This window comes from Pelomicrobium sp. G1 (assembly GCF_051905455.1).
GTDB lineage: Bacteria > Pseudomonadota > Gammaproteobacteria > Burkholderiales > UBA6910 > Pelomicrobium.
The window spans coordinates 20,462-32,784 of the sequence record NZ_JBQACR010000009.1; the positions used below are offsets into that span (position 1 = coordinate 20,462).

Annotated in this window: 11 protein-coding genes and 1 tRNA gene; 8 read left to right on the forward strand and 4 right to left on the reverse strand. The window is 67.8% G+C overall.

The annotated features are described in order from the left end of the window. The first annotated feature begins 58 nt into the window (after positions 1-58). A complete protein-coding gene (gene serS, locus ACTFO6_RS09980) occupies positions 59-1,342 on the forward strand; it encodes a serine--tRNA ligase (RefSeq protein ID WP_439934317.1) in 1,284 nt (427 codons plus the stop codon). A gap of 73 nt (positions 1,343-1,415) precedes the next feature. Here serS and mltF read toward each other — a convergent pair whose 3' ends face one another. Together mltF and ACTFO6_RS09990 are read right to left on the reverse strand one after the other, a co-directional pair. Continuing rightward, positions 1,416-2,804 (reverse strand): membrane-bound lytic murein transglycosylase MltF, encoded by a 1,389-nt coding sequence (mltF, locus tag ACTFO6_RS09985; RefSeq protein WP_439934318.1) that lies wholly within the window; start codon positions 2,802-2,804, stop codon positions 1,416-1,418. Between the two features lie 166 nt (positions 2,805-2,970). Next, on the reverse strand, positions 2,971-3,330 hold the full coding sequence (locus ACTFO6_RS09990) for a hypothetical protein (RefSeq protein WP_439934319.1): 360 nt from the start codon (positions 3,328-3,330) through the stop codon (positions 2,971-2,973). 287 nt (positions 3,331-3,617) lie between these two features. Between ACTFO6_RS09990 and ACTFO6_RS09995 the strand changes: the two genes are divergently transcribed. The 4 genes from ACTFO6_RS09995 to mltB all read left to right on the forward strand — a co-directional run bounded on the left by ACTFO6_RS09995 (position 3,618) and on the right by mltB (position 7,222). Continuing rightward, positions 3,618-3,710: transfer RNA gene (locus ACTFO6_RS09995), tRNA-Ser, on the forward strand. A 335-nt stretch (positions 3,711-4,045) separates the two neighbouring features. Next, positions 4,046-5,131, forward strand: a complete 1,086-nt coding sequence (locus ACTFO6_RS10000) for a threonine aldolase family protein (RefSeq protein ID WP_439934320.1) — start codon at positions 4,046-4,048, stop codon at positions 5,129-5,131. A 201-nt stretch (positions 5,132-5,332) separates the two neighbouring features. Continuing rightward, on the forward strand, positions 5,333-5,986 hold the full coding sequence (locus tag ACTFO6_RS10005; RefSeq protein ID WP_439934321.1) for a CDGSH iron-sulfur domain-containing protein: 654 nt from the start codon (positions 5,333-5,335) through the stop codon (positions 5,984-5,986). Between the two features lie 204 nt (positions 5,987-6,190). Continuing rightward, positions 6,191-7,222 (forward strand): lytic murein transglycosylase B, encoded by a 1,032-nt coding sequence (gene mltB / locus ACTFO6_RS10010; RefSeq protein ID WP_439934444.1) that lies wholly within the window; start codon positions 6,191-6,193, stop codon positions 7,220-7,222. Positions 7,223-7,224: 2 nt separating this feature from the next. Here mltB and ACTFO6_RS10015 read toward each other — a convergent pair whose 3' ends face one another. Then, positions 7,225-8,310, reverse strand: a complete 1,086-nt coding sequence (locus ACTFO6_RS10015) for an ABC transporter ATP-binding protein (protein WP_439934322.1) — start codon at positions 8,308-8,310, stop codon at positions 7,225-7,227. Positions 8,311-8,420: 110 nt separating this feature from the next. Between ACTFO6_RS10015 and ACTFO6_RS10020 the strand changes: the two genes are divergently transcribed. From ACTFO6_RS10020 to ACTFO6_RS10030, 3 genes are all read left to right on the forward strand, one after another. After that, positions 8,421-10,112, forward strand: coding sequence for an ABC transporter permease (locus ACTFO6_RS10020; RefSeq protein WP_439934323.1), 1,692 nt, complete (start codon positions 8,421-8,423; stop codon positions 10,110-10,112). A 122-nt stretch (positions 10,113-10,234) separates the two neighbouring features. After that, the gene (locus ACTFO6_RS10025; RefSeq protein WP_439934324.1) at positions 10,235-10,462 is read left to right on the forward strand and encodes a type II toxin-antitoxin system VapB family antitoxin; all 228 of its coding nucleotides are present in this window, start codon (positions 10,235-10,237) and stop codon (positions 10,460-10,462) included. A gap of 106 nt (positions 10,463-10,568) precedes the next feature. Beyond that, positions 10,569-10,880 (forward strand): TA system VapC family ribonuclease toxin, encoded by a 312-nt coding sequence (locus ACTFO6_RS10030; protein ID WP_439934445.1) that lies wholly within the window; start codon positions 10,569-10,571, stop codon positions 10,878-10,880. A 223-nt stretch (positions 10,881-11,103) separates the two neighbouring features. Here ACTFO6_RS10030 and ACTFO6_RS10035 read toward each other — a convergent pair whose 3' ends face one another. Beyond that, positions 11,104-12,135 carry a Fe(3+) ABC transporter substrate-binding protein gene (locus tag ACTFO6_RS10035; RefSeq protein WP_439934325.1) on the reverse strand — a complete coding sequence of 344 codons (1,032 nt, stop codon included), beginning with the start codon at positions 12,133-12,135 and terminating at the stop codon, positions 11,104-11,106. Between the last annotated feature and the right edge of the window lie 188 nt (positions 12,136-12,323).

The window sequence follows — 12,323 nt, forward strand, 5'->3', positions numbered from 1 at the left end:
AGGGCGGGAAGGCGCTTCCTTTTTCGCCGCCTGCGTTTCGCTTTTCACCCTGGGATAAATGCTGGACATACAACTGCTGAGAAACGACCTGGAGGGCGTCGCTCGCCGCCTGGCGACGCGGGGGCTCCATCTGGACACGGAGACCTTCCGCGCCCTGGAAGCGGAGCGCAAGGCGGTGCAGACCCGCACTGAGGAGCTGCAGGCGGCGCGTAACCTGGCCTCCAGGCGCATCGGGCAGGCCAAGGCCCAGGGGCAGGACGTGTCCGCCCTCCTGGCCGAGGTGGCCGGCATGGGCGAGGAGCTGAAAGCGCTGGAAGCGCGGCTCGCCGACGTGCAGCGGCGCTTGAGCGATTTCCTGCTCACCGTGCCCAACCTGCCCCACGACACGGTGCCGGTGGGCCGCTCGGCGGAGGACAACGTGGAGGTGCGCCGCTGGGGCGCGCCCCGGGAGTTCCCTTTTCCGGTGCGCGACCACGTGGACCTGGGCGAGGGCCTAGGACTGCTGGACTTCGCCGCCGCTAGCAAGATCGCCGGCAGCCGCTTTGTGCTGATGAAGGGGGCGGTGGCGGCGCTGCACCGGGCCATCGCCCAGCTCATGCTGGACGTGCACACCCGGGAGCACGGCTATTCCGAGGTCTACGTCCCGTACATGGTCAATGCCGAGAGCATGCGGGGGACAGGGCAGTTGCCGAAATTCGAGGAGGACCTGTTCGCCGTTCCCCGAGGCGAGGAGAAGTTCTATCTCATCCCCACGGCCGAGGTGCCGGTCACCAACATCGTGCGCGACGAGATCCTGCCCCTGGAACGCCTGCCCCTCAAGTACGCCTGCCACAGCCCGTGCTTCCGCTCGGAGGCGGGCTCCTACGGCAAGGACACCCGGGGCATGATCCGCCAGCACCAGTTCGACAAGGTAGAGCTGGTGCAGATCGTCCATCCCCAGCGCTCCTACGAGGCGCTGGAAGAGCTCACCGGCCACGCGGAGGCGATCCTCAAGCGCCTCGAGCTGCCCTACCGGGTGGTGACCCTGTGTACCGGCGACATGGGGTTCGCGGCGGCGAAGACCTACGACATCGAGGTGTGGCTCCCGGGCGCCGGCGCCTACCGGGAAATCTCCTCCTGCAGCAACTTCGAAGCTTTCCAGGCCCGCCGCATGCAGGCGCGCTTCCGCAACGAGAAAGGCAGGCCCGAGCTGGTGCACACCCTGAACGGCTCGGGGCTGGCGGTGGGGCGCACCCTGGTGGCGGTGCTGGAGAACTACCAGCGGGCGGACGGGGGCATCGACGTGCCCGAGGTCCTGCGGCCCTACCTCGGGGGACTGAAAGCGATTGAGCCCGGGGCCTAGGAAGCCCGAGCTCCAGCGTTTCGTCCGCCGGCTGTTGTTCCGCCGCCTTCATCCCGATGGAATAACGGGTGTGCTATGGAAGCGCCTCTGCGTAGCCGGGCGCGTCCGCCGTTAGCGGCCGCTCCCGGGGCTCGAAGCGCTTGAGGATGTCGTAGTAGGTGCGCACGTTCTCCACCAGGTAAACCGCCTCTCCGCCGCGGGCGAAGCCGCGCTGCACCGTCATGTAGTGATCGGGCCGGGACAGAAGGGGCAGGCTCTGCCGCACGTCCATCCAGGCGTCGGGATCGAGCCCTTTGCGCTGGGCCAGGATGCGCCCGTCCTCCAGGTGGCCGAAGCCCAGGTTGTAGGCGGCCAGCGCTAGCCAGGTGCGATCCGGTTCCGGGATGCGCGCGGGCAGCGTTTCCTTGAGGACTAGGAGATACCTGGCTCCGGCGATGATGCTCTGGTAGGGATCCAGGCGATCCGTCACGCCCATGCGGTCCGCCGTCTCCTCGGTCAGCATCATCAGACCGCGCACGCCCGTGGGGGAGGTGGCGAGGGGATCCCATTGGGATTCCTGGTAGCCCAGCGCCGCGAGCAGGCGCCAGTCGATCCCGGTCAGCCGCTCCGCCTCCTGGAACCAGGGTCTGAGCGCCGGCAGCACGCTGCGCATCCTGGTGATTATGCCGTTGACATCCGCCGGCCTGAGCCGCCCGGCGTGGCCGTAATAGCGGTCCAGCAGCCGCTTGAGCGTTCCGTCCCGGGCGATGCGGGAGAAAAACTCCTCCGCTTTGGCGAGCAGCCGGGGGTCCCCTTCCTCGGGAAAGGCCCACGCCAGCGGCGTCGGCTCCCCCACGGTGAAGGCGCTCCCCACGTTCGGGTAGAAGTCGGTCGCCATCGCCACCACGTTGGAGCGGGCCACCGCGTAATCGAATTCACCGTCCGCCAAGCGCGCGAGGAGCGCCAGTCCGTCCTCCACGGGCATCTCCGACCAGGCCAGGGCGGCGTCGCGGGTCGCCGCATTGCGCAGGTTTTCGGCGCCGCCGCTGCCCGCCACCATGGCGAGGCGCTTGCCCAGCAGGTCGGCAACGCTGCGCGGTCGCGGTTGATCGGTCCGGTAGACCACTTCGAAGCGCACGGTCTGGTAGGTCGGTCCGAAGCGGACCCAGGCGCCCGGCGGCGTCAAGGCGGGGATTCCCGCCGCCGCCAGGTGGGCCCGGCCTTCCTCCAGCGTCTTGAAGAGCTGAGCCGCGTCGGTCATGAAAACGTAGCGCACGGCAAGCCCTAGCTCTCCGGCGAAGGCGGCGACCAGGTCGTGCTCCAGGCCCGCGTAGTTGCCGTCCGCATCCTCGTACACGGCGGTGGGGCTGTTGATCGTGACCACCACCAGGGTGCCGTGCTCCAGCGCCGAAGGAAGCCGAGGCGGCGCCTCGCTGCAAGCCGCGCATAACACGACGGCGGGAATGATGGGGTGCAGTCGCATGAAGGGAACGCGGGATTTTCATTCCATTTTGGCACCTGGCACCCGGCGCCGAAAGACGCGGTGCAGCAATTCGCCGCGCGGATTTGTCAAAAAACGTCAAACGAAGACGATGGCGTGCCGCTACGGGAAGCGGCGCGGCGGGCTGTGCCCTCCGTCGCGAAGCGGCTCAGGCCTTGGAGCTGGCGCGGCGGCGGCGTTCCACCGCGGGCGGAATGTTCCGCTGCCGGCGGTCGGCGAGGCCGGCGCGGCGAATCAAGTCCAACCAGAAGGCGTCGCTGCTCTCCGATTTGAACTTGAGATAGAGCGCGACCTCTTCCGGATAAGCGTTGGGCGAGCCCAGGCGCGCGAGATGGTTGCTCGGCTTCTCTCCCGGCAGCGGAGGCGTGGTATCGGAGATCCACGCTCGCATGATGGTCTGCCACAGGGCGCGGTAGAAGGGATCGTCCGCCTCCTCGAAGCCGTACTGCCACTTCAAGAAGGAGATCTCGGCGGCGGTCAACTGGTCGGTGCGGAAGTGGATGCTCATCGGTTCCTCTCCTTCTGTGCCTCCCATGAATTCGATGGCCTGGCCTGACCGAGACCGTTCCTCGAACGCTCGATTGCCGTCCTCAAGATAATATGGAATCGTTCTTGCATCAATGGCCTGCCTCGAGCCGGACTTTCCACGAAAGCGCCGCTCCCCTCCTCTGGGGTGGCCTCTGCACCGCGCCATCCTCCCGAGTCCCCCGGGAAATGTCCGGGTTGACCGCAAGCCCCGCAGGGGCGGCTCCGCGTTCCGTGTGCCCCGGGTTCGCTGTTAAAATGTTCTCCCGTGGAGAGGTACCGAAGCGGTCATAACGGCGCCGACTCGAAATCGGATGGTCGGGTAAAACCGGCACGTGGGTTCGAATCCCACCCTCTCCGCCAACCAAAACACCCCACCAGGGGGTGTTTTGGTTGGCGAAGGGTGGGTACGCAGAATCCGCTTCGGGTTCGACCAGCCGAGCACCGCTCGGCTGGGACGTCACGAACGCAGCGAGTGGCGGGCCCGAGCCTCGCGAGGGCCGAGGCTTTCGCGGAGGCAACGCGAAAGCCGAGCAATCCCACCCTCTCCGCCAGAATCGAAATAGCCCCCGCAGTGGGGCTATTTCGATTCTGAGGGATGGGTGTGTGGACGAGCCGCCCGGGTTCGACCAGCCGGGCACCGCTCGGCTGGAACGTCACGAGACGAAGGCAAGGGCAGGCCAGAGGAGGGCATGGGCATGAACGGCGGCCCCATGAATCAAGGCGTCCCGGGAAGCGTCGTGGACCTGCGTTCCGACACGGTGACGAAACCGACGCCGCAGATGCGCGAGGCGATGAGGACGGCAGAAGTGGGCGACGACGTCTATGGGGAGGATCCTACGGTGAACGCCCTGGAGCGGGAGGTGGCGGCACTGCTGGGCAAGGAGGCCGCCGTGTTCACGCCGTCCGGGACCATGGCGAACCAGATCGGCGTGCTGCTCCATACGCGGCCCGGGGAGTCGGTCATTTGCGAGGAAGGCTCCCACGTGTTCGTCAATGAAGCGGGCGGCGGCGCGGCGCTGGCCGGCGTCCAGTTCGATCTCATCCCGCTGGCGGAGCGGATGTCCGACGAAGCGATCGAGGCCTGCTACCGTCCCGAGGAGCTTCACGCAGCGGCGTCCGCGCTCCTGGTCGTGGAAAACACCCACAACCGCGCCGCCGGCCGCGCCCTCGGCAAGTCAGAAGTCGCCCGCATCGTGGCCAAGGCGCGCTCCCTGGGGCTCAAGACCCATTGCGACGGCGCCCGACTGTGGAACGCGGCCGTCGCCACCGGCGATTCCGAGCGGGCGCTGGCGGCGGGCTTTGACACCGTGGCGGTGTGTTTTTCGAAAGGCCTGGGGGCGCCGGTGGGTTCCGCCATCGCCGGGACCGCAAGCGCCATGGTCCGCGCGCGCAAGCTGCGCAAACGCCTGGGCGGGGGCATGCGCCAGGCGGGTATTCTTGCGGCGGCGGCGCTCCACGGCCTGGGGCAGCGGGCTCGGCTCGCCGAAGACCACCGGCGGGCCCAGGCGCTGGCGGCCGGTTTGCGCGCGCTGGAGGGCGCGGTGGGACGGGTGATCGTGGAGATTCCGGATCCTGCGACCAACATGGTGTACTGGCGCGTGGAGGGCGACGACGGCGACCGGCTGGTACGCGCCCTGGAAGCGCAGGGCGTGCGCATGCTGCACCTGGGCGGCGGCTGGCTGCGCGCCGTCACCCATCTGGAAATCACGGACGCGGCCGTCGATCGCGCCCTCGAGGCGGTGAGACGCGCGTGCGCGGCCCGACCGCCGCAGGCTGCTTGACGTAAAGCCTGCACGGGCCCACGGACGGGTCGCCCGGCACCTCGCAGCCCGATCGGTGACCCGCACCTGTTCGCTGGAGTCGGGCGCGTATCCCGATTATGGGCGCGGTGCGCGGCGGGACGCTCTATGCCCGGCTTGTTCTGTGTGCCGGCTGGAGCGATACTGCCATCACCGTGAGCCGTTACCGCAGGAGGGCTCGGCATGAAGACCAACGTCAAGTCCTATTCCTCTCCGGAAATCGAGGTGCGCTACGACGTGGCGCGCTGCATCCACGCCGCCGAGTGCGTGAAGGGCTTGCGGCCGGTGTTCGACCCGGACCGCAAACCTTGGATCGATCCCACCCAGGCCGACGCCGAGCGCATCGCCAGCGTGATCGAGCGCTGTCCCTCGGGGGCACTCAAGTACGTCTTCAAGGACGGCCGCCGCACGGAGACCGCGCAAACGGCCTGTCGGGTGACGGTGGCGGTGGACGGGCCGCTCTACGCCCGGGGCGAGCTCAAGGTGCTGGCTCCCGACGGGCGGGTGCTGCTCGAGGACACGCGCATGGCCCTGTGTCGCTGCGGCCAGTCGGCGAACAAGCCCCTGTGCGACGGGTCCCACGAAAAGGCCGGCTTCAAGGACCCGGCCCGGGTGCCGCCGCCGTCCCAGGCGATGGCGCCGTCCCCGAGGGGCGGGCCGGTGGTGATCCGGCCGCGGCAGGACGGGCCTTACCTGTTCCAAGGGGGCTTCACCCTGGCCGGGGCCGGCGGCGAGGCGTACCAGGTTTCCGGTGTGGCCCTGTGCCGTTGCGGCCACTCGGCCAACAAACCCTATTGCGACGGAAGCCACAAACGGGTCGGGTTCAAATCCGATTGACCCGGACTTTTCGCGAGGAGCTTGGGAGGGTGGGCGGATTGAGGCGCCGTCGCGGCAAGGGCCTTGCCGTCGATGCCGGCGGCGCCGGCTGGTAAGCTTATGCTCGGGGAGCGGCCGCGCGTCAGGCGGAGCGGTTCCCATCGATCGAACCAAGCGAGAGGAGACGACGCGTTGAAGGGAATCGGGAGAAGGGTCTTGGCGGGAATGGTGCTGGGGGCGGCGCTCCAGTGGACCGCGGCGCTTGCGGGCGTCGCGGCCGCGCCGGAAGAGCCGCAGCAGGGCTTCCCGGCCCGGGCGCTGGAGGACTTCGCCCAGCGCGTGGCTCAGAAGCACGGGATCGATCGGGGGGAAGTTTCCCGGGTGCTCGGCCAGGCCCAGTTCCAGCCCCGGGTGATCGAGCTGATCACCCGCCCGGCGGAGTCCAGGCCTTGGGTCGAGTACCGAGAGCTGTTCATCACGCCCAAGCGCATTGTGGGCGGCGTGGAATTCTGGAACGATCACGCCGAATCCCTGACCCGTGCCCGGGTCCAGTACGGGGTGCCCGAGGAAATCATCGTGGCCATCATCGGGGTCGAGACCCTGTACGGGGAGCGCACCGGCAGCTACCGGGTGCTGGACGCCCTGGCAACACTGGCGTTTGGCTTCCCCCGCCGCTCGGCCTATTTCACCGGGGAACTGGAGAACTTCATCCTCCTCGCCCGGGCGAACGGCCTAGATCCCTCGAGTCTGCTCGGCTCCTACGCGGGCGCCATCGGCATTCCCCAGTTCATGCCGGGAAGCTATCTCGCCTATGCCGTCGACTTCGACGGGGACGGGAAAGCGGATCTTTCCTCAAGTCCCGTAGACGCCATCGGCAGCGTGGCCCACTACCTGAGCCGGCACGGCTGGGCGCAGGGCGAGCCGGCGGCGGTACCGGCAAGCCTGGCGCGGCCCGGCGCGGCGCAGGCGGACGCGAAGCCGCGGCGCACGGTCTCCGAGTTGCAGGCGGCGGGGGTACAGCCCCTGGGAACGGTGGCGCCGGAGGCGAAAGCGGCGCTCCTCGAGTTCGACGAGCGGGACGGAAAGCGATACTGGCTCGGCCTGCCCAACTTTTTCGTGATCAAACGTTACAACAACAGCGACTTCTATGCCATGGTGGTGAGCCAGTTGGCCGAGGAGGTCAAGGCGTTGCGGGAGGCGATGCGCCGGCCCCGTCCCATGGACGCCGTCGGCACGGCTTCCAAGCCGGCGCAGTGAGCTCAGGCGCGCGCCTCGTCGTGGCGAAACGCCACCACGTGGTCCGCTTCCAGGCGGATGCCGATCTTCTCGCCGATGCGGTGGTTGTGGTGGCTGGGTACCAGGGAGAGCACCTGGGCGCCGCTCTCGAGCCGCAGGGTGTAGAGGATTTCCGCGCCGCGGAACGCCTTGTGTAACACCTCGGCCTTCATGGGGCTCGCGTCGTCGTGCACCACGTCGTCCGGGCGCAGCAGCACGTCCACGTAGCAGTTGCGGGCGCAGGCGTCGCAGCTCGTCGCCTCGGCGCACTCGTGGGGGATTTCTCCCCGCAGCACGCCCAGCTCGATTTTCACCTCCCGCGGGCTCAGCACCTGGCCGGGCAGGAATACCCCCTGGCCGACGAAGTCGGCGACGAAGCGGTTGGCGGGCTTGTGGTAGAGGTTGTACGGGGTGTCCCATTGCTCGATGCGGCCTTCCCGCATGATGCCGATCTCGTCCGCCATGGCGAAGGCCTCGTTCTGGTCGTGGGTGACCAGGACGGCGGTGATGTGGCGTTTTTTCAGCAGCTCCCGCACTTCCTGGGACAAGCGCGAGCGCAGGTCCACGTCCAGGTTGGAAAAGGGCTCGTCCAGGAGCAGCAGGTCGGGCGCCGGCGCCAGGGCCCGGGCGAGTGCCACCCGCTGCTGCTGCCCGCCCGAGAGCTGGTGGGGAAAGGCGTCTCCCAGGGATTCGAGACCCACCACCTCCAGCAGCTCGGCCACCCGGCGAGCCCGTTCCCGGGCGGGAAGCCCCCTCAGGCCGAAGGCTACGTTCTCGGCGACGGAAAGGTGGGGGAAGAGGGCATAGTCTTGGAACACCATGCCCACGCGCCGGCGCTCCGGCGGCACGCGGAAGCCGGGGCGGGAGACCACCACCCCGTTGATGGCGATCTCCCCAGCCGCCACCGGCTCGAAGCCGGCGATGCAGCGAAGTACCGTGGTCTTGCCGCAGCCGCTGGCCCCCAGCAGGCAGCCGATAGCCCCCCGCCGGAGGCTTAGGGAGAGCCCCTGCACCACGGGCTGGTCGCCGTAGGCGTGGTGCAGGTCGCGGATTTCCAGGAGAGCGGCCATCAGCGTTCGTGTCGATCGGGGGCAATCCTGAAGCGCCAGGAAGATGCCGGCCGGCGCTCAGGTCGCTGCTATCATTGTAATTGATCTCATTTTCAATCACAGAACCGCTCGTGCAGGCGCTGAAAACCTTAAGCCCGTTGAACCTGGCCGCTTTGGCCCTCGCCGTGCTGGCCGTCGTGCCCGTGGCGAGCGTGCTGGTCCACGTGTTCCTGCCCGCGCCGAGCGATGCCTGGTCCCATCTCGCCGAGACGGTGCTCCCGGACTACGTGGCCAACACGTTGTGGATGATCGCGGGCGTGACGGCGGGGGTGGTCAGCATCGGCGTCACTAGCGCCTGGCTCACCACCATGCACGAATTTCCCGGCCGGCGCTTCCTGGAGTGGGCCCTCATCCTGCCGCTGGCCATGCCGGCCTACGTGATGGCCTACGCCTATACCGACTTCTTCCAGGTGAGCGGGCCGGTCCAGACCTGGCTGCGGGAGGTGACCGGCTGGGGTCCCCGGGACTACTGGTTCCCCGAGGTCCGCTCCCTGGGCGGGGCGGTCGCCATGTTCGCCTTCACCCTCTACCCCTACGTCTACCTCCTAGCCCGCACCGCATTCCTGGAGCGCTCGGCGGCCATGGTGGAGGCGGCCCGCACCCTGGGCCACGGGCCGTGGAGTTGCTTCTTCCGCGTCTCCCTCCCCATGGCGCGCCCCGCGGTGGCGGCGGGGGCCGCCCTCGCCCTCATGGAGGCGGTGGCCGATTACGGCACGGTAGCCTACTTCGGCGTGCCCACCTTCACCACCGGCATCTTCCGCACCTGGTTTTCCATGGGGGACCGGGTGGCGGCGGCCCAGTTGGCGGCCTCCCTCCTGGGCTTTGTCCTTCTGATCCTGCTGGTGGAGCGACTGAGCCGGGGACGGGCGCGCTTTTACAACACCAGCCAGCGGGAGAAAGCCCACACCCGGCACCGGCTCTCCGGGGTGCGGGGGGCGATGGCTTTCCTGGCCTGCGCGGCGCCCCTGGTCTTCGGCTTCCTGCTGCCGGCGGGGGTCCTGGCCCACCTGGCCGTGGGGGAGGGGGGGCTTTACTCGGCTGGGCGTTTCTTCACCCTGGCGCGCAACAGCCTCATGCTGGCGGCGGTGACGGCGGTCCTGGCGGTGGCGCTTTCGTTGCTCTTCTCCTACAACGCCCGGCTTCATCCGGGACCCCTCGCCCGGAGCTTGAACCGCCTGGTCTCCCTCGGCTATGCCGTGCCGGGCATCGTCATCGCGGTGGGCGTGCTCATTCCCCTCGCCCGGTTCGATAACGCCCTGGATGCCTGGATGCGCGCCACCTTGGGCGTTTCCACTGGGCTGCTCCTCACCGGGACCATGACGGCGCTGGTGTACGCCTACCTAGTGCGCTTCCTCTCGGCGGCGCTCCACACGGTGGAGGCGGGCCTCACCAAGGTGCGCCCGACCATGGACGACGCCGCCCGCAGCCTCGGGGTGGCTCCCCTCGAGACGCTCATGCGCGTGCACGCGCCTATGCTGGCGCGCAGTCTCCTCACCGCCGGGCTGCTGGTATTCGTCGACGTAATGAAAGAGCTGCCGGCAACGCTGGTCATGCGCCCCTTCAACCTGGATACGCTGGCGACCCAGGTGTACAACCTGGCCGCCGACGAGCGACTGGCGGAGGCGGCCCTGCCGTCCCTGGCCATCGTCGTCGTGGGGCTCGTGCCCCTCGTCATCGTGGCGCGCCAGATCGCCCGGGCGGCCCAGCCCACCGGCGTGTCGGCCGCCGCGGTGCTCCCTGAGCAGGGATTCCAGCGGATGTGAGTTCCTTGAGCGCAAAGGGTTCCGGGCACGGGAGCCGCCGCGCCTGGCCGGCATCCCATGGGTTGACATAAAGACATACCATAAATATAAGCATGCTTTGACGTATGCGTACGACGATACACTTGGACGACCGCCTTCTGGACCGCACCCGCCGCGAGGCGGCGCGCCGCGGCACCACTCTAACGGCACTGATCGAACAGGGCCTCGAGATCGTGCTGCGCAAACCGCCCGCGGGCGCGCGCCCGCCGCGGTCGCCGCTGTCGGTGTCCACAGCCGGGGGCGGCCTGCAGCCGGGCGTCAATCTGGACGATACCTCCGCCCTGCTCGACCGGATGGAGTCCCGTAGCTGATCCTCTGCGACGTCAACGTCCTGGTCTACGCGTTTCGCGCCGAACCATTCCTTCCGCCTGTCGCGCCTGGCTTGAAGACTGCCTGGACGGCCCGGCGCCCTTCGGCATCTCGCCCCAGGTGCTAGCGTCCGTGGTGCGTGTCTGCACCCATCCGCGCATCTTTGCGCGCCCCGATTCGCCCGCTGCCGTGCTTGCCTTCTGCAAAGCCCTGCTTGACAGTCCCACGGCCAGTATTGTCGTGCCCGGCGAGCGGCACTGGCCCCTTTTCAGCCACCTGTGCAAAGAGTCGCAGGCAACGGGCAACCTGGTACAGGATGCGTGGTTCGCAGCGCTGGCAATCGAGTATGGCTGCGAGTGGATTACGACCGACCGCGACTACGCCCGTTTCCCGGGCTTGAAGTGGCGCCCCCCGTTGTAGTCCCGGCAAAACCCATGCCCCGGGCGCGTCGGCCCGCCGCGGTGCCCCGAAGCAGGGCTCCCACGCGCCTGGGCGCGAGGCCCGGGACTTCTCGCCAAATCTAGCAAACTCATAAAGCGCAGCCCGCCAGACGGGCAGGCGGGGCGAAAAAGCGACGGCCGCCCGGCGGTGGCCGGGCAGCCGTGTCGCGCAATGCCTGTCCAGCGGCTCCGTCGCGCCGTGCTTACTTCCAGCCCACCTGGTCGTAGATTTTCTGCGCCAGCGCCTGGTTCTTGCCTAGCACGCTCACGTTGAGGGAGTCGGCCTTGAACTTGCCGAGGGAAGCGAGGGCCGGGTTGCTGTAGGCGGCGCCCGGCACCACCGGCCACTCGTTGTTACCGGCGGCGAAGTAGGCCTGGGCCTGGTCGCTCGCCAGGTACTCGAGGAACTTGATCGCCGCCTCTTTGTGGGGCGCGGTCTTGACGAGGCCGGCGCCGGAGACGTTGACGTGGGTGCCGCGGCCGTTCTGATCCGGCCACAGCAGGGCCACCTTCTCCACCACCTTCTTGTCCTCGGGTTTGTCCGAGTTCATGAGCCGCACGTAGTAGTAGTGGTTGGTGATGGCCACGTCGCACTCGCCCGCCGCCACGGCCTTGATCTGGTCGGTGTCGCCGCCTTTGGGCTCCCGGGCCATGTTGTCCTTGACGGCTTTTGCCCACCGGCGCGCCTTCTCCTCGCCCCAGTGGTCGATCAGGGCTGCGAGCAGGGAGAGGTTATAGATGTTGCTGGAAGAGCGCACGCAGATCCGGCCTTTCCACTTGGGATCGGCGAGGTCCGCGTAGCTCGCGATCTCGCCCGGCTTCACCTTGTCCTTATGGTAGGCGATCACCCGCGCCCGGTAGGAGAAGCCGAACCACTTGCCCCCGGGATGGCGGAAGCTCGCCGGGATGCGGCTTTCCAGGACCGAGGACTTTACCGGCGCGAACAGATCGAGCTGTTCCGCGCGCCACAGCCGGCCGGCGTCCACGGTGATGAGCACGTCCGCCGGGCTGTTTGCCCCTTCGTTCTTGATGCGCTCGATCAAGGGATCTTCCTTGCCCTCGATCAGGTTGACCTTGATGCCGGTCGCCTTGGTGAAATCGCTGTAGAGCTTTTCGTCGGTCTGGTAGTGGCGGGAGGAATAGACGTTGACCACCGGGTCCTGGGCCGCGGCCGAGACGGCAACGCCGAGGGCCGCCGCGGCCAGCAGCGCCCGCGTCGCGAGAAAGCACTTCATTGTTTTCTCCTTCCTGGCTGGTGAATGAGAACGTATCTCGTTTAATTATTATACGAACGAAAATCATTCGTAAACAAGATGGGCATTCTGCGCCAGGCGAGGCAGGGGGCGGCGGCAAAAACTCTTGACATACAGACGAGAATAATTATCATTTGTGTTAAATAGTATCGAGAATCATTTTCAAAGGA